The sequence below is a fragment of the Streptomyces sp. NPDC030838 genome, assembly GCF_055572035.1.
This window is the reverse complement of record NZ_JBVIED010000001.1, coordinates 1,340,001-1,357,527: the sequence shown is the minus strand read 5'-3', so window position 1 is coordinate 1,357,527 and position 17,527 is coordinate 1,340,001. Positions and strand designations below refer to the sequence as shown.

Annotated in this window: 10 protein-coding genes; 4 read left to right on the top strand and 6 right to left on the bottom strand. The window is 70.7% G+C overall.

Translation table 11 applies throughout. The features are described 5' to 3' along the window. The first annotated feature begins 38 nt into the window (after nucleotides 1-38). Nucleotides 39-1,928 (top strand): rhamnogalacturonan lyase, encoded by a 1,890-nt coding sequence (locus tag ACZ42A_RS06075; RefSeq protein ID WP_468525916.1) that lies wholly within the window; start codon nucleotides 39-41, stop codon nucleotides 1,926-1,928. 42 nt (nucleotides 1,929-1,970) lie between these two features. Here the strand turns inward: ACZ42A_RS06075 and ACZ42A_RS06070 are convergent, their stop codons facing one another. Together ACZ42A_RS06070 and ACZ42A_RS06065 are read right to left on the bottom strand one after the other, a co-directional pair. Next, nucleotides 1,971-4,637 (bottom strand): cellulose binding domain-containing protein, encoded by a 2,667-nt coding sequence (locus ACZ42A_RS06070; RefSeq protein ID WP_468525915.1) that lies wholly within the window; start codon nucleotides 4,635-4,637, stop codon nucleotides 1,971-1,973. Between the two features lie 282 nt (nucleotides 4,638-4,919). Continuing rightward, nucleotides 4,920-7,835 carry a glycoside hydrolase family 48 protein gene (locus tag ACZ42A_RS06065; RefSeq protein WP_468525914.1) on the bottom strand — a complete coding sequence of 972 codons (2,916 nt, stop codon included), beginning with the start codon at nucleotides 7,833-7,835 and terminating at the stop codon, nucleotides 4,920-4,922. Between the two features lie 445 nt (nucleotides 7,836-8,280). Between ACZ42A_RS06065 and ACZ42A_RS06060 the strand changes: the two genes are divergently transcribed. Then, nucleotides 8,281-10,008 carry a glycoside hydrolase family 6 protein gene (locus tag ACZ42A_RS06060; RefSeq protein ID WP_468525913.1) on the top strand — a complete coding sequence of 576 codons (1,728 nt, stop codon included), beginning with the start codon at nucleotides 8,281-8,283 and terminating at the stop codon, nucleotides 10,006-10,008. A 143-nt stretch (nucleotides 10,009-10,151) separates the two neighbouring features. Beyond that, complete coding sequence (locus tag ACZ42A_RS06055; protein WP_468525912.1) at nucleotides 10,152-11,024, top strand: class I SAM-dependent methyltransferase; 873 nt, start codon at nucleotides 10,152-10,154, stop codon at nucleotides 11,022-11,024. A 74-nt stretch (nucleotides 11,025-11,098) separates the two neighbouring features. On the opposite strand, the gene ACZ42A_RS06050 is transcribed toward ACZ42A_RS06055, so the two are convergent. The 3 genes from ACZ42A_RS06050 to ACZ42A_RS06040 all read right to left on the bottom strand — a co-directional run bounded on the left by ACZ42A_RS06050 (nucleotide 11,099) and on the right by ACZ42A_RS06040 (nucleotide 15,057). Then, nucleotides 11,099-11,935 carry an aldo/keto reductase gene (locus ACZ42A_RS06050; protein WP_468525911.1) on the bottom strand — a complete coding sequence of 279 codons (837 nt, stop codon included), beginning with the start codon at nucleotides 11,933-11,935 and terminating at the stop codon, nucleotides 11,099-11,101. Nucleotides 11,936-12,037: 102 nt separating this feature from the next. Further along, nucleotides 12,038-13,864: an AMP-dependent synthetase/ligase gene (locus tag ACZ42A_RS06045; protein ID WP_468525910.1), complete on the bottom strand. Its 1,827-nt coding sequence runs from the start codon at nucleotides 13,862-13,864 to the stop codon at nucleotides 12,038-12,040. 329 nt (nucleotides 13,865-14,193) lie between these two features. Then, nucleotides 14,194-15,057: a LysR substrate-binding domain-containing protein gene (locus tag ACZ42A_RS06040; RefSeq protein ID WP_468525909.1), complete on the bottom strand. Its 864-nt coding sequence runs from the start codon at nucleotides 15,055-15,057 to the stop codon at nucleotides 14,194-14,196. Between the two features lie 209 nt (nucleotides 15,058-15,266). On the opposite strand from ACZ42A_RS06040, the gene ACZ42A_RS06035 reads away from it, so the two are divergent. Further along, the gene (locus ACZ42A_RS06035; RefSeq protein ID WP_468525908.1) at nucleotides 15,267-16,316 is read left to right on the top strand and encodes a bile acid:sodium symporter family protein; all 1,050 of its coding nucleotides are present in this window, start codon (nucleotides 15,267-15,269) and stop codon (nucleotides 16,314-16,316) included. Here ACZ42A_RS06035 and ACZ42A_RS06030 read toward each other — a convergent pair. Beyond that, nucleotides 16,252-17,493, bottom strand: a complete 1,242-nt coding sequence (locus ACZ42A_RS06030) for a DUF4185 domain-containing protein (protein ID WP_468526147.1) — start codon at nucleotides 17,491-17,493, stop codon at nucleotides 16,252-16,254. The two genes, ACZ42A_RS06035 and ACZ42A_RS06030, sit on opposite strands and share 65 nt — an antisense overlap. Between the last annotated feature and the right edge of the window lie 34 nt (nucleotides 17,494-17,527).

The window sequence follows — 17,527 nt, the reverse complement described above, 5'->3', positions numbered from 1 at the left end:
GGGCACAACCCGTCCGTCCTCCCCGGGAGGTACGTCACGTGAAGCACCCGCACCCGCACGCCCACCGCCACCGCAGACGCCGCCGGGCCGTCGTCTCCGCCCTCACCGCCACCGCCGCACTGCTCGGCGGCGCCGGGCTGACCGTCCTCGGCCCGGACACCGCCGAAGCGGCCACCGCCCGGCAGGTCGAGGCCCTGGACCGGGGCGTCGTCAGCGTCCACACCGGCACCGGCAACCTGGTCAGCTGGCGCTGGCTGGGCACGGATCCCGACAACGTCTCCTTCAACCTCTACCGGGCCGGTACGAAGGTCAACGCGACCCCGATCACCGGCTCCACCAACTACTTCCACTCCGGCGCCCCCGCGCACGCCGACTACACGGTCCGCGCGATCGTGAACGGCGTCGAACAGGCCGACTCCGTGCACGCCGTCCAGTTCCGCACGGGCTACAAGGACGTCCCCCTCAGTCCGCCCCCCGGCGGTACGACCCCGGACGGGGTCGCGTACACCTACGAGGCCAACGACGCCTCCGTCGGCGATCTGGACGGTGACGGCGCCCTGGAGTTCGTCCTGAAGTGGCAGCCGACCAACGCCAAGGACAACTCGCAGTCGGGCTACACCGGGAACACGATCGTCGACGGTATACGGCTGGACGGATCCCGTATGTGGCGGATCGACCTGGGCCGCAACATCCGCTCCGGCGCGCACTACACGCAGTTCCAGGTGTACGACTACGACGGTGACGGCAAGGCCGAGGTCGCGATGAAGACCGCCGACGGCACGGTCGACGGCACCGGCGCGGTCATCGGCAGCGCCTCCGCCGACCACCGCAACTCCGGCGGCTATGTGCTGTCCGGGCCCGAGTACCTGACGATGTTCAACGGGCAGACCGGCAAGGCGATGGGCACCGTCGACTACGTCCCCGCCCGCGGCACGGTCTCCTCCTGGGGCGACTCCTACGGCAACCGCGTCGACCGCTTCCTGGCCGGCACCGCCTACCTGGACGGCTCCCGCCCGTCGCTGATCATGGCCCGTGGCTACTACACCCGTACGGTCATCGCCGCCTGGGACTGGCGAGGCGGCCAGTTCACCCGCCGCTGGACCTTCGACACCAACTCCTCCACCAACGCGGGCAAGGGTTACGACGGCCAGGGCAACCACAGCCTGTCCATCGCGGACGTGGACGCCGACGGCCGGGACGAGATCGTCTACGGCGCGATGACCGTCGACGACAACGGCTACGGTCTGTGGACGACGAAGCTCGGCCATGGCGACGCGGGGCATGTCGGGGACCTCAACCCGTCCCGGGCGGGCCTGGAGTACTTCAAGGTCTCCGAGGACTCCTCCAAGCCCGGCTCCTGGATGGCCGACGCCCGGACGGGCCAGATCCTGTGGCAGACGGCCTCGGGCTCCGACAACGGCCGCGGCGTCTCCGCCGACGTCCACGCCGGCTCGGCGGGAGCCGAGTCCTGGTCGGCCGCGGACACCACCCTGCGCTCGGCGACCGGCGGTTCGCTCGGCCGTGAGCCGTCCAGCGTCAACTTCGTCAGCTGGTGGGACGGCGACACCGTCCGCGAACTCCTCGACGGCACCCGCATCGACAAGTACGGCACCTCCGCCGACACCCGCCTGCTGACCGGCTCCGGCGTCTCCTCCAACAACGGCACCAAGTCCACCCCGGCGCTGTCCGGGGACATCCTCGGCGACTGGCGCGAGGAGGTCGTCTGGCGCACCGGCGACAACCGGGCCCTGCGGATCTACTCGACCCCGCACGAGACCGGCACCCGCATCACGACCCTGCTGCACGACACCCAGTACCGCACCGCGCTCGCCTGGCAGAACACCGCCTACAACCAGCCCCCGCACCCGAGCTTCTTCCTCGGCAACGGCATGCCGACCGCCCCGCGGCCGACCGTGTACACGCCCTGATCGTAAGGAGGGCGCGCACCGGCACGGTGCGCGCCCTTCGGGTCAGTTCACCGTGCAGGACTGGTCACCCAGCTTGAACGCGGTCGGTTTCCCGTTGGTCCCCGACCAGCTTCCCGTGAAGCCGAACGCCACCGACGAGCCCGCGGCCACGCTTCCGTTCCAGCCGACGTTCTTCGCCGTCACCGTCCCGCCCGAGGAGCTGTGCTCGGCGTTCCACATCTGGGACACCGTCTGCCCGTTCGGGAAGGTCCAGCTCAGCGCCCAGCCGTTCCAGGCGGTGCTCCCGGTGTTGGCGAGCTGCACGTCCGCCTGGAAGCCGCCCGACCACTGGTTGGTGATCTTGTACGTCACCGCGCAGGCGCCCGTCGGTGTGGGCGTCGGGTCCGTACCGCCACCGCCGCCACCGCCGCCCGTGTCGGAGGTGTCGCCGTAGATCACCCCGCGGCCGTTGGTCGCCACGTACACCCGGCCGTACACGCGCGGGTCGCCAGTGATCGCCGCACCGGTCCAGCCCCACTGGTGGGCGTCGTCGTTGATCCGCGTCCAGGTGGCGCCCTTGTCGGTGGAGCGGAAGATGCCGCGCACCCCGCCGATCTTGGCGCTGGTGTAGAGCGTCTGGTACGAGGCGCCGGCCGCCGCCTTGCCGAAGCCGATGGTGTCGGCCTGCTCGACGTCGGACAGCTTGGTGAAGGTGGCGCCGCCGTCGGTGGAGTGCCACAGCCCGTACGCCCCGTCGCTCGCGCCGCCCGCCAGCCACACGTCGCCCTTCGTGCCGGGCAGCGCCTTGAAGCGCACGCTGTCCCCGCCGGGCAGGTTGGTCGCGGCGGACGCGGTGAAGGTGGCGCCGCCGTCCGTACTCACGTAGAACTTCCCGGACTTGAAGCCGTAGAAGGTCTTCGGGTCCACCCGGTCCGACTCGATGATCGCGCCCGCCGGGATGCCGCTGGACGCCTGCCATGAGGTGCCGAAGCCCGTCGTGTGGTGCACTCCGGTGCCCTCGGGGCTCCACACGAACCGGCTGCCGTCGGCCGCCGCCGCGACCGTGCCGCCGCCGCTCACCCCGGACGGGTCGGTCCCGGCGAACCAGTTGGCGCCGTTGTCCGTGGAGAACGCGATGTGCGGGCCGGAGTCGAGATGGCCGACCCGGACCACCGTGTTCGGGTTGGACTCGGCGAAGTCCAGGCTGGTGGTGGAGGTGAAGTTGGGCGAGGTGTACATCATCGGCGGGACCTTCGTCAGATCCGTGTGCCGGAAGCCGCCGATGTCACCGAGCGCGCTGAGCAGCGGGGCGCCCGACGGGGGAGAGGCGAGGTCGAGGACCGCGGTCTCCTCCAGGCCCTGCACCATCGGCTTGACGGTGAACTTCGTGTTCGAGTCCCAGTTGGTGAGGTTCTCGGTGCCGTAGATCGTCGCGCCGGTGCCGTACATCATCCGGTTGGAGTTGAACGGGTCGATCTCCAGCGCCTCCGTCATCCAGCCGAGCTTCGGGGTCTGCTCGGGCGGTGACGGGTTGGCGCCCCAGGTCAGCCACGGGGAGGACGAGACGTCCATCGTGTACCGGTTCTCGCGGTTGGGATACGACGTGTAGTCCCACGCCTTCGTCCAGGTGGCGCCGCTGTCGGTGGAGCGGAAGATCTGGGTGTCCGGCCACCAGGAGCTGTAGGCCGTGGCCATCACCGTGCCCGGCTTCTGCCGGTCGACCGTCAGGCCGCTGAAGCCATAGTAGGTGTCGGCCTCGGCGACCGGGCTGATGTTCGTCCAGGTGCCGGTCGCGGTGGTGTACCGCCACAGCTGGCCCTTGCCGCCGTCGTACGGGCCGCCCTTGTCGCTGTATGCGATGTACAGATGACCGTTGACGGTGTCCAGTACGCCCTTGTGCGCGAGGTGTCCGGTCGGCTGTCCCGCCAGCCGCTGCCAGCTCGCGCCCGCGTCCGTCGAGCGGTAGACCGCGTTCTCCTTGTCGGCGACCCCGACGTAGATCGTCTTCGTGGCGTTGCCGGCGGTGCCGGTGGACTCGTCGAAGGTGACCCAGACGATGCCCTGGTTGTCGCTGGCGTAGCCGGAGGTGTCGCTCGGATCCTGTACGTAGGTGCCGACGTTCGGGAAGTTCGCCACCTGCGACCAGGTGACCCCCGAGTCCGTCGACCGCCACAGGCCCTTGCCGCTGGGCGCGCCCAGGTACAGCACGCTGTTCTTGTTCGGGTCCACGGCGAGGCGCTCGCCCATGCCCCGGCCCGGCATGTTGCCGCCCAGCTTGAAGGGCAGGTTCGTCTTCTGCCAGCTGGCGCCCCGGTCGGCGGAGCGCAGGATCGCGCCGTTCCCGGGATCCCAGCTGTTGGTGTACGTGCCGACGGCCGCGTACACCCTGTTCGGATCGACGGCGTCGGACGCCAGGCTCACCACGCCCGTGTGGCCCCAGTCGTCCCAGCCGATGTGGTCGAGCAGGGGCGTCCAGGTCTTTGTCGACTCCTGCCAGCGGTAGGCGCCGCCGATGTCGGTGCGGGCGTAGGCGAGGTTCTTCTCCTTGCGGTTGAAGACGATGCCGGGGACGAAACCTCCGCCGTCGATCCGGGCGTTCTTCCAGGTGTAGGTGTCGGCGGCGATCGACACCTCTCGCTCCACGGGCTCGGCCGCCAGCGCTGGCGGGGAGCCCGCGAGCAGGCCGGCCGCGAGCGCCAGCACGGCCGTGAGGATGCGGGTTCTTCGCACGGTGGGGATGTCCTTCCTGCTGCGGTGGGCTGCGGTGGGGAACGTGCGACGGCCGGGCGGCCCCCAGTGCGGGTGGGGACCGCCCGGCCGGATGGCCTCGCCGTCAGGTGACGAGACCACGCACGCGGAGCCTTCAGGCGGTTCCGGAGAAGCGCGGTCAGCACCCGCGCCCCGGCAGGGGCGCGGGGCCGCATCGATCTGCGGCTCCGCCGCGGGCGCGACCGGCCACGACCGGCCCGCGGCGGACGTACCGCCCCGACCCGCGGAGCGCCCGGCGGGGACTTATTCGAGGAGCTCCGCGTACGAGCCCATGGCGAGGGCGATGTCCGCCTGCGCCCAGAACCGGTGGTACGTGAAGACGGGCGCGGCACCGCCCGCGAGGTAGCTCTCGATCTTCGACCAGGCCGGGTCGTCCTCGTAGAACGAGCGGATCGAGTCGAAGGTCGAGGTGGAGTTGATCGGGTCGCCGTTCGGCATGGTGCCGGTCCAGCCGCTCGGGACGTACACGGGGTCGTCGAAGCGGTTGTAGTCGGCGCGGGTCTCCGGCACGGCGATGCCGAGCGCGTCCTGGTGGTTGTTCCACATGCCGTCCAGCAGCGCCTTCGCCACCCGGGCCGCCTCCGTGTCGCCGGAGCGGTCGGCGTAGTACGTCAGGGTCTTGGCGTACGCGGCGGCCACACCGACGTCGTTGGTGTAGTCGGCGACGGTGACGTGCAGCCCGGTGTTGGCGCCCGGGCTCGACGGGTTCCAGGTGTCGGGCTGGCCCGACCACTGGAGGGTGGACGGGATCCGGAAGGTGCCGTCCGGGTTGACGGTGGTCTTGGACAGCGCCCAGTCGACCCACTTGTCGAGGACGACCTTGGCGTCGGCGTCGCCCGTCTGCTGGTAGTACTCGGCGACGCGCTCCATCGACCACGCCTGGAAGCCGAACCACTGGTTGGACGGCGGGTCGTGGTAGACGGGCTTCTCGTCGTAGTACATGCCGTAGAAGGTCGACTTGCCGGCCGGCGGGGTCGCGTAGCGGCCCTGCCAGCTGTTGGTCGCACCACCGGCGATGGCACCCTCGGCCGACTGCAGCCAGCGGTAGAACTCCAGCTGCCGGTCGAGCGACTTCGCCCAGTCCGCCTGGCCCGTCGCCGACTTCGGCTTCAGGTCCGGGTAGTTGGCCAGGGCGTGCGCGGCGAGCGGGTTCTGGTAGCCGCCGTGCGCGTGGCTGGAGCCGATGCGCCAGGCCCAGCCCGCCGAGGTGTCGGTGGCGCCGCCCCAGGCGTAGTACCAGGACAGCAGGTAGTGCGAGGAGTCCTTGCCGCTGCCCGCCGGGCAGGCCGTCGGCCCCACACAGTTGCCGATCTTCTTGAAGTACTTGTCGTACATCGCATACCGCAGGTAGTCGCCCATCTTCGCCGCCTTGGCGACGGTGGCCGACACCTGGGAGCCCTTGCCCTGCTGCTCGGCCCAGATGTCCGCCCAGTACGCGGCCTGCACCGCGCGCGCGTCGGCGTCCGGGGCGTTGGTGAACTTCCACTGCTTGGCGTAGGAGGAGTCACCGGTGAACAGGTCCAGGTAGCCGTTCTTGCCGCCGTACTTGAAGGCGTCGCAGGTCGGCTGCGGGACCGTCTCCCAGACCGACTCCTGGGCGCCGCGCTGGAAGGTGTTGATGTACGACGGGCCGGTGTCCGTGGGGCCGGCCTCGCACTTGCCGGGGGAGTTGCCGTAGCCGTAGACGTTGTCGACGTCCTGCAGCCAGTGCATACCGTAGACATCGTCCGTGCCGTATGCGGTCTTCAGTTCACCGGCGATCGGATCCGGTCCGACCGAGACCGTCCCGTCCAGCTTCGCCGGGTACTCGTTCGGCGTGTCCAGCTCCGGCGCGTACGTCGCCGGCTTCGACGCGTTGTAGAAGGAGTTCGTCGGCTGGTCGGCCTTGGTGGGGATCATGTACTTCTCCATGATCTCCCAGGCGCCGTTGAACTTGGTCCAGTCGCCGGTCACCTTGCCGTACATGGCCTGGAGCCACAGCAGATAGCTGTACGCCTCCGAGGTGGTCTCGTGGCCGTGGTCCGGCGCCTCGACGATCAGCGTCTCCACCGAGTGGTAGGGGATCCCCTCGGGGGAGAAGTAGCCGTTCGCCGGGTCGGTGATCTTCCCGTACAGCTCCAGGAAGCGGGCGTCGTACTCCTTGCTCGCCGCGATCTGGGTGACCGTCACCGAGGCCTTGCCGTGCCCGGTCGCCGTCGACTCGAAGGTGGCCGCGCCGGTCCCGGAGGAGTCGGCGGTGATGGTCACCTTCTGCGGGGTGTTCCAGTTCGACGGGGTGAAGGTCAGCGAGGCGCCGCCGGTCACCGACAGACCGGAGTTGCCGGAGGCGCGCGCCGTGGTCACGGTGACGTTGCCGGACGGCTGGGTCGACAGACGGATCTCGTACGTGCCCGTCTTGCCCTGCTGAACGGGCAGTTGGGCGGGCGAGGCCACCACGGCGGGGCCCGAGGCGACGGTGACGCCGACCGGCGTGGAGGACGCCGAGGCGCCCAGGCTGTCGTACGCCTTCGCCACCAGGGAATGACTGCCCACGGTCAAACCAGAGGCGGAGTGCGTGTAGGGCGCGGTGGTGTCCGTGCCCAGCAGGGTCGTGTCGTCGTAGAACTCGACCTTGGTGATGGTCGCGTCGTCCGCCGCGGCGGCGGTGGCCGCGAGCGGCACCGCGTCGCCCTGCGTGTAGACCGCGCCCGGGGCGGGGCTGGTCAGCACGGTGATCGGCGGCTGGTGGGCGCCGGCGCAGGTGGTGCCGTTCACCGCGAAGGAGGTCGGGGCGGTGTTGGCGCCGCTGTAGGTGAACTGGGCACCCGTCGACACGGCCGCGCCGGCGGCGATCCGCCCGTTGTACGACAGGTTCTTCACCGTGACCGACTGGCCGGACTGCGACCAGGTGCCGTTCCAGCCGTTGGTCAGCTTCTGGTTGCCGCTGTAGGAGTACGTCAGCGTCCAGCCGTCGATCGGATCCGTACCGCGGTTGGTGAGCGTCAGGTCCGCGGTGAAGCCGGAACCCCAGTCATTGGTCTTGTAGTCGACGCTGCACTGGAGCGCCGCCGCGTGCGCGGGGGTCGGGTTCGCGGCCAGCATCGACAGGGGTACGGCGAGGGCCGCCACCACGGCGGTCCATAGTCGCCGCGCGGCGCGGCGTCCGGTTCTGGGTGGCATGAGCTGGTTCCTCCTTGCGACAACTTCGGCTCGGAAAGTCAAGGCTTGAACCAGTGGGAGCGCTCCCATAGTGAGGACGGGGGTAGGAGCGGTCAAGATGTTTGAAGAGTCGAAAAGATTCGATGAACGTGCCGGACGAAAAGTCAAGCAACTCCTCTGTTCTTTACCGTCACTTGGCGCTACCTTCGCCATCACCAGTGGGAGCGATTCCGCCAGACGACGTGTCCGCCCGGACCCGTCCGAGCCGCAAGGAGTCGCTCATGCGTCACCCCCCGCGTTCAGGTCTTTTACTCGTCGGCGCAGCCGTGCCCGCCCTCGCGAGGCCCTCTCTGCGCACGCCTTTTTCCCGCTCGCGTTGACGTCGCTTCGGTCAACGCGCCCTCAGCCGCGCACTCCTGAGGGACGAGTACCTGACACACACGTCGGAGAAGAGGAACCCGCACTGATGAGCCGTACCCGAACGAGAACAGCACTGCTCGCCGCACTGACGCTCGTGGGCGGTGCGACCGGGACCGCGATGGCGGCGATCCCCGCCGACATCGGCGCCGCCGCCGTCCCCTGCACCGTCGACTACAAGGTGCAGAACCAGTGGGACACCGGCTTCACCGCCGCCGTCACCCTCACCAACAACGGCGCCGCCAAGTCCGCGTGGTCGCTGAAGTGGTCGTACGCCGGCAACCAGAAGGTCACCAACGCCTGGAACGCCAAGGTCACCCAGAGCGGCACCGCCGTCACCGCCGCCAACGAGAGCTACAACGGCCAGCTCGCCACCGGCGGTTCGGTCAGCTTCGGCTTCCAGGGCAGCTACAGCGGCACCAACGCGATCCCCGCCACCTTCACCCTCGACGGCGTCACCTGCAACGTCGACGACGGCAGCGGGGGCCCCGGCGGCCCCACCGACCCGCCGCCCAACCCGACGGGCAGGGTCGACAACCCGTACCAGGGCGCCAAGGTGTACGTGAACCCCGAGTGGTCGAGGAAGGCCGCCGCCGAGCCTGGCGGCAGCCGCATCGCCAACCAGCCCACCGGTGTCTGGCTGGACCGGACCGCCGCGATCAACGGCGTGAACGGTGGCATGGGCCTGCGCGCCCACCTCGACGAGGCGTTGCAGCAGAAGGGCACCGGCGAGCTCGTCGTCCAGCTCGTGATCTACAACCTGCCCGGCCGTGACTGCGCGGCGCTGGCGTCCAACGGCGAACTCGGCCCGACCGAGATCGACAAGTACAAGACGCAGTACATCGACCCGATCGCCGCGATCCTCGCCGACCCCAAGTACCGGGGCCTGCGGATCGTCACCACGGTGGAGCTGGATTCGCTGCCCAACCTCGTCACCAACGTCACCCCGCGGCCGACCGCCACGCCGAACTGTGACGTGATGAAGGCCAACGGCAACTACCAGAAGGGCATCGGCTACGCCCTGAACAAGCTCGGCGACATCCCCAACGTCTACAACTACGTCGACGCCGGCCACCACGGCTGGCTCGGCTGGGACGACAACTTCGGCCCCTCCGCCGACATGTTCAAGACCGCCGCGACCACCGAGGGCGCGACCGTCGCCGACGTGCACGGCTTCATCGTCAACACGGCCAACTACAGCGCGCTGAAGGAGGACCACTTCAAGATCACGGACACGGTCAACGGGACGTCCGTGCGCCAGTCCAAGTGGGTCGACTGGAACCGCTACGTCGACGAGCTGTCGTACGCCCAGGCCATGCGCGACAAGCTGGTCTCGATCGGCTTCGACTCGAAGATCGGCATGCTGATCGACACCTCCCGCAACGGCTGGGGCGGTACCGCACGGCCCACCGGTCCGGGTGCCACCACCAACGTCGACACCTACGTCGACGGGGGCCGCTACGACCGCCGGCTCAACACCGGCAACTGGTGCAACCAGGCCGGTGCCGGACTCGGCGAACGCCCGCAGGCCGCGCCCGAGCCGGGCATCGACGCCTACGTCTGGATGAAGCCGCCGGGTGAGTCCGACGGCGCCAGCAAGGAGATCCCGAACGACGAGGGCAAGGGCTTCGACCGGATGTGCGACCCGACGTACACCGGCAACCCGCGGAACAACAACAACATGTCCGGCGCGCTGCCCGACGCCCCGCTCTCCGGGCACTGGTTCTCCGCGCAGTTCCAGCAGCTGATGCGGAACGCCTACCCGCCGCTGTCCTGACCGGGGCGGATCACCGCGGCGTCCGGCGACCGCGGTGACATGCGGGATCCACGGCCAGTCGTGTTGCCGGAACGGCAACACGACTGGCTCCTTCGCGGTGCGTCGGCGCACGCTGTCCGCACCCGGAGGAGAGGCTGAACAGCATGCACAACAAGGACCACCACCACGACCACACCGACCTCGACTGGGCGGAGATGGCCCCGCTGCTGGAGGCGCAGGCCGAGCTGTTCACCCCGCTGTACGAGCGGGCCCTGGCCTGGCTGGCCAAGCAGCAGACCGACCCGGGCCTGGTGGTGGACGCGGGCAGCGGGCCCGGCGTCGTCTCGTGTCTGCTCGCCGAGACCTTCCCCGGCGCCCGGGTGGTCGCCGTCGACGGGGCCGAGCCCCTGCTGGAGCGGGCCCGCGCCCGCGCCGAACGCCTCGGCGTCGCCGACCGGTTCGGCACCCTCGCCGGGGACCTGCCCGGCGTCCTCGGCGACCTGGACTACCCCGCCGACCTGCTGTGGGCCAGCCGCAGCCTGCACCACCTCGGCGACCAGCGGGCCGCGCTCGCCGCCCTCGCCGACCGGCTCGCCCCCGGCGGCACGCTCGCCGTCCTGGAAGGCGGGCTGCCCGCCCGGTACCTGCCCCGCGACCTCGGCTTCGGCCGCCCCGGGCTCCAGGCGCGGCTGGACGCGCTGGAGGAGGAGTGGTTCGCCGAGATGCGGGCGGGCCTGCCGGGCAGTGTCGCGGAGACCGAGGACTGGCCGGCGCTGCTCGCCGCCGCGGGCCTCGGCCACCCGCACACCCGCAGCTTTCTGCTCGACCTGCCCGCGCCGGCCACCGACCGGGCCCGCGCCTATGTCGCCGCGCGGCTCTCCCGCACCCGGGAGGCGCTCGGCGACCGCCTCGACGCGACCGACCGCGCCACCCTCGACCGGCTGTTCGACCCCGACGACACGGCGAGCGTGCACCACCGCCGGGACGTGTTCGTCCTCGCGGCGCACACCGTGCACACGGCGACCAAGTCCCTGTGAGACAGGCCCACATGACACCGCGCCCCGGGCCTTGACGGTCCCGGGGCGCGGTCGTGGCCGTGGCGGGCGGCGGCTCAGACCATCTCGAAGACGGCCGGGTCCGGCCCGATCCGCCGGTCCTCGTTCAGCGCGCTGATCGCCGCGAGGTCCTCGTCGTCCAGGCTGAAGTCGAAGACGTCGATGTTCTCCTTGATGCGCGACGGAGTCACCGACTTGGGGATGACCACGTTGCCCAGCTGGATGTGCCAGCGCAGCACGACCTGGGCCGGGGTGCGGCCGTGCTTCTGCGCGATGGCGACGATGGCCGGCACCTCCAGCAGGCCCTTGCCCTGGCCGAGCGGCGACCAGGCCTCGGTGGCGATGCCCTGCCGCGCGTGGTACTCACGGGAGGCGTGCTGCTGCAGGTGGGGGTGCAGCTCGATCTGGTTGACCGCCGGGATCACGGAGGTCTCGCCGATCAGCCGCTCCAGGTGCTCCGGCAGGAAGTTGGAGACACCGATGGCCTTGATCCGGCCGTCGCCGTGCAGCTTCTCGAACGCCTTGTAGGTGTCGACGTACGTGTCCCGGGACGGCATGGGCCAGTGGATGAGGTACAGGTCCACGTAGTCCAGGCCGAGCTTGGACAGCGAGAGGTCGAAGGCGCGCAGCGTGGAGTCGTACCCCTGGTCGCTGTTCCAGAGCTTGGTGGTGACGAAGAGCTCCTCGCGCGGGATGCCGGACGAGGCGATGGCCTTGCCGGTGCCCTCTTCGTTGCCGTAGATCGCCGCTGTGTCGATGCTGCGGTACCCGGCCTCCAGCGCGGTCGAGACCGCCTGCTCCGCCTCGTCGTCCGGCACCTGCCAGACGCCGAAGCCCAGCTGGGGCATCTCGACGCCGTTGTTGAGGATGATCGGGGGGACCTTGCTGCTCACGAGCTCTTGATCCTTCGGTTGTCGTCAGGTGGTACTCCCATCGTCAACGATCACGGGCCGCGATGCATTCCTGACGGGAGAATCCGCGTGTGGTTGAGGTGTTCACGTCCGGTACAGGGCGTCCACCTCGTTCGCGTACGCCTTCTCGATGGCCTTGCGCTTCAGCTTCAGCGACGGGGTGAGCAGTCCGTGCTCCTCGGTGAACGGCTGGGCGAGGATGCGGAAGGTGCGGATCGACTCGGCCTGCGACACCAGGGTGTTCGCGGCGACCACCGCCCGCCGGATCTCCGTCTCCAGGTCCGGGTCGCGCACCAGTTCGGCCGCGGTCAGCGCGGGCTTGTTGCGCATCTTCAGCCAGTGCTCCACGGCCTCCTGGTCGAGGGTGATCAGCGCGGCGACGAAGGGGCGGTCGTTGCCGACGACGATGCACTGCGCGACCAGCGGATGGTCCCGGACGCGTTCCTCCAGCGGCCCCGGCGACACACTCTTGCCACCGGACGTGACCAGGATCTCCTTCTTGCGGCCGGTGATGGTGAGATAGCCGTCCTCGTCGAGGACGCCGAGGTCACCGGTGGCCAGCCAGCCGTCGTGCAGGGTCTCGTCGGTGGCCTTGGCGTTGTTGAGGTAGCCCTGGAAGACGTTGGCGCCGCGCAGCCAGATCTCGCCGTCGTCGGCGATGTGCACGGTGACGCCCGGAACGGGCTGCCCGACCGTGCCGTAGCGGGTGCGCTCGGGCGGGTTGGCGGTGGCGGCGGCGGTGGACTCGGTCAGGCCGTACCCCTCGTAGATGTGCACGCCCGCGCCCGCGAAGAACAGGCCGAGCCGCCGGTCCATCGCCGAGCCGCCCGACATCGCGTGCCGCACCCGGCCGCCCATCGCCTCGCGCACCTTGGCGTAGACGAGCTTGTCGAAGAACTGATGCTGCATCCGCAGCCCCGCCGACGGCCCCGGCCCGATGCCCCAGGCCTTCTCCTCCATCGCGTCCGCGTACCGTACGGCGACGTCGACGGCCTTCTCGAACGGCCCCGAGCGGCCCTCGCGCTCCGCCTTGCGGCGGGCGGCGCTGAAGACCTTCTCGAAGATGTACGGCACCGCGAGGAAGAAGGTCGGCCTGAAGGCGGCCAGGTCGGGCAGCAGGGCGGCGGCGTTCAGCTGCGGCTGGTGGCCGAAGCGGACCTTGCCGCGGATTGCGGCGACCTGCACCATCCGGCCGAACACATGCGCGAGCGGCAGGAAGAGCAGGGTGGCCGCCTCGTCGCCCTTGCGGGAGTGGAACACCGGCTCCCAGCGCTCGATGACCGTGTCCGCCTCGAACATGAAGTTGCCGTGCGAGAGCACACAGCCCTTGGGGCGGCCCGTGGTGCCCGAGGTGTAGATGACCGTCGCGACCGTCTCCGGGGTGACCGCCCTGCGATGCCGGTGCACCACCTCGTCGTCCAGATGCGCGCCGGCGTCGTACAGCTCGCCCACCGCGCCCGCGTCCAGCTGCCACAGCTGCTTCAGCCGGGGCAGCCGGTCGATGACGGTGGCGATCGTCATCGCGTGGTCCTCGTGCTCGACGACCGCGGCCGTCACCTCCGCGTCGTGGAGCATCCAGAAGCACTGCTCGGCCGAGGAGGTCGGGTAGACGGGCACCACCTGCGCGCCGATCGACCACAGCGCGAAGTCGAACAGCGTCCACTCGTAGCGGGTGCGGGACATGATCGCGACCCGGTCGCCGAAGCGGACGCCCCGGGCGAGCAGCCCCTTGGCCAGGGCGAGCACCTCGTCACGGAACTCCGCGGCGGTCACGTCCCGCCATCGCCCGGTCTCGTCCTTGCGGCCGAGCGCGATGTGCCGCGGGTCGTCCTCGGCGTTGCGGTAGACGGCGTCGGCGAGGCCGCCCACCGGGGGTGCCAACGCCAACGGAGGGTTGGTGAACTCGCGCAAACCCGCTCCCCCGCTCTCGGTGACGGCTCCTGGTGACGCCCGACGCCCCGCACAGGCGGTGAAAGCTACCCCACGCAGAGTCGGGACGGGAGGGGTGCGAAAGGCGAGTGAGGCTCAGGTTCCCGCTGGTCAGCGGGGGACAATGCGCGCGTACGGGGAGGGGTCGGACCGATTCCTGACGGCGGAGTAAGTTTCGGTGCCGTAATCTCCACGGAATCTGTACGACCCGCTTACCGGGCCACGGACACGCGCCCCGTCACTTCTGTCAGCGCGGGCGCGACGGATTTCGTCACTCCGGTTCGTGACTCCGGTTCTTGCCCGGTGCGGGCTCAGCGCCGGTGCAGCCGGTCCCCGCCCGCGAGAATCGCCGCCGCCAGCGCGTCCGCCGCCTCCTGCGCCGGCGTACGGCGCCGGCCGTGCACCAGCACGAAGTCGACCCGCCCGAGCTCCGGCAGGCCGAACCGGTCGGGTACACGGACCAGACCCGGCGGGATCAGACCCCGCGAGTGCGCCATCACCCCGAGCCCCGCCCGGGCCGCCGCGATCAGCCCGTTGAGACTGCCGCTGGTGCATACGATCCGCCAGGCGCGCCCCTGCCGCTCCAGCGCCTCCAGCGCCAGCGCGCGGGTGATGCCCGGCGGGGGATAGACGATCAGCGGCACCGGGCGCTCCGGGTCCGGACGGAGCCGGTCGGCGCCGATCCAGACCAGCCGGTCGTGCCACACCAGCTCCCCGCGCGGGTCCTCCGGCCGCCGCTTGGCCAGCACCAGGTCCAGCTTCCCGGCCGCCAGCTGCTCGTGCAGCGTGCCGGACAGCTCGACCGTCAGCTCCAGATCGACCTCGGGATGGTCGTGCCGGAAGCCCTCCAGGATCTCCGGCAGCCGGGTCAGCACGAAGTCCTCCGAGGCGCCGAACCGCAGCCGGCCCCGCAGCCGGGTGCCGGTGAAGAACGCCGTCGCCTGCTCGTGCACCTCCAGGATCCGCCGGGCGAAGCCGAGCATCGCCTCGCCGTCCTCGGTCAGCTCCACGGAATGCGTGTCCCGGGAGAACAGCGTCCGCCCGGTGGCGTCCTCCAGGCGCCGCACATGCTGGCTGACCGTCGACTGACGCAGCCCGAGCCGCCGCGCGGCCTGCGTGAAGCTCAGGGTCTGCGCCACGGCCAGAAACGTGCGCAGGTGGGACGGGTCGTACACGCTCCGACCATAGCGCGGCTATCGCGATTCCCGATGACAGTCAGAGTGGTATGCCGGATTCCCGATCGGCGGGCGGAGGAGCACCATGGGGAGGGGACTCCTGAGCCCAGGGAGACTCGACCCCTGCACGACCCCAGGGGGAGTCGACCCCCGTGCGAGAGGGGCACCCGACCCTCGTACGCCCCTGTCCGCGAACCGTGTGGAGCACCGTGAAACGCCTGCGACGGCCGAGCCGGCTGCCGATCGACCCGTACATCCTGCTGCTGCTCGGGACGGTGGGCCTCGCGGCGCTTCTCCCGGCCCGCGGCACGGCCGCCGACGCGGTCTCCGGCGCCTCCACCGCCGCCATCGCCCTGCTCTTCTTCCTCTACGGCGCCCGGCTCTCCACCCGTGAGGCGCTCGACGGACTGCGCCACTGGCGGCTTCACGTCACCGTCCTGGCCTGCACCTTCGTCGTCTTTCCGCTGCTCGGCCTGGCCGCCCGCGGCCTGGTGCCGGTGGTGCTGACCCACTCCCTGTGGCAGGGCCTGCTCTTCCTCACCCTGGTCCCGTCGACGATCCAGTCCTCCATCGCCTTCACCTCGGTCGCCCGCGGCAACGTGCCCGCCGCGATCTGCGCCGGCTCCTTCTCCTCCCTCGCGGGCATCCTCGTCACGCCGCTGCTCGCCGCGTCCCTGCTCGGCGGCACCGCCGGCGGGTTCTCCGCGGACTCGCTGCTGAAGATCGTGCTCCAGCTGCTCGTGCCGTTCCTCGCCGGACAGGTGCTGCGCCGCTGGATCGGCGACTTCGTCTCCCGGCACAAGAAGGTCCTCGGCTACGTCGACCGCGGCTCCATCCTGCTCGTCGTCTACACCGCCTTCAGCGAGGGCATGGTCCAGGGCATCTGGCACCAGGTCAGCCCCGTCCGGCTCGCCGGGCTGCTCGCCGTGGAGGCCGTGCTGCTGGCCGTGATGCTGGCCCTGACGTGGTACGGCGCCAGGGCGCTCGGGTTCGGCCGCGCGGACCGGATCACCATCCAGTTCGCCGGGTCGAAGAAGTCCCTCGCCGCCGGACTGCCCATGGCGAGCGTCCTGTTCGGCGCGCACGCCTCGCTGGCCGTGCTGCCGCTGATGCTCTTCCACCAGATGCAGCTGATGGTGTGCGCGGTGATCGCCAGGCGCCGCTCCCAGGACCCCGTGGAGGAGCCCGGTCAGGTCACCGGTCCGCCCGCAGCCGCAGCGTCACGAACCGCGGTCGGTACAGGCCCGCGTTCCCGCTGAGCTGCGCGGAGGCGTCCGTGGTCCGCAGCCAGTTGACGTCATAGCTGAGCACCAGCCGCCCCTCGCCGCCACTCAGCTCCGGATGCGCCTGCGGGTTGTACGCGGCGACCTCGCCCGGCGGCAGCGGCGCGGTGAGGACGCGTGCCGGGCCGTGCCACGGTCCGGTGGGGGAGCAGGCCCAGTACGACGTCACATCCGTCAGCCCCCGGGCGCCCGCGGCCATGGTGAACAGCACATACGTGCCGCCCCGCCGCACCACCGAGAACGCGCTGCCCACCCCCGCGCGCCGCTCGTCCCCGAGCACCGCGCCGGGCCGCGCGCCGGCCGCCCACCCGGAACCCGTCCAGTACTCCCAGGCGGCCGGGTCGGCGAGGGAGCCCTCCGGCACCCGGGCGACGAAGGCGGAGGAGACCGGCCGGGAGGCGGCCTGCCCGTCGTTCCCGCCGAAGACATAGCTCCAGCCGTCCTGCTCGACCAGCGTCGTCCCGAACAGCACCCGCCGCGAGGGATCGGCGACCGCACGCTGGTCCAGGACCGGGACGACGCTCTCCACCCGCAGATCCGGCAGCGACAGCGTGGCCACCTCGGTGGCCAGCGGGACACCGTAGATCCAGGGCGTCTGGCCCGCCGCGCGGGTCCACAGCACGACGCGCACCACCCGCTCGGCGGAGCCGGGCGAGCGGGGCTCGACCCGGGCGGCGACCGGCCAGCGCCACTGCTGGGGGGCCGGGTCGGGGAAGAGCGGGGCGGGGAGGGTGGCGGTCAGGCGGCCGCTCTTCGTCATCACCACCGCCGAGTTGCGGACCAGCGGGGCGGTGGTGTCCCGCCAGGGGTGGGACGCGCCGGCCGGGTTGGGCGGGGGGTGGACCCGCCCGAGGTAGGTGTCCGAGAAGAGCCAGAGGAGACGGCCGTCGGGGAGGCGGAGGGAGTGGGTGCCGTCGCCGCCGGTCCAGTCGTCGGTGCGAGTGGGGTCGTTGCCGTAGCGGGTGAACTCGGTGGTGAGGGGACCGGCGGTCGACCAGGAGGCGACGGTGTGCGGTATACAGTCGGCCGACCGCTGTCGACGGTCGTCGGTATCCCGCACACTCAGCAGCACGGCCGCGAGCGCCAGGACCAGCAGCAGCCCGATCCCGACCCCGGCCCGCCGCCGTGCTCGTACCCCCGGTCCCTCCGGTATCTCTCGGGTCTCTCGTACGTCTCGTCCGTCGCGT

Excerpts from the sequence above, each read along its gene's own strand:
- ACZ42A_RS06060 (WP_468525913.1), top strand. The coding sequence starts at position 8,281 with ATGAGCCGTACCCGAACGAGAACAGCACTGCTCGCCGCACTGACGCTC.
- ACZ42A_RS06055 (WP_468525912.1), top strand. The coding sequence starts at position 10,152 with ATGCACAACAAGGACCACCACCACGACCACACCGACCTCGACTGGGCG.
- ACZ42A_RS06065 (WP_468525914.1), bottom strand. The coding sequence starts at position 7,835 with ATGCCACCCAGAACCGGACGCCGCGCCGCGCGGCGACTATGGACCGCC.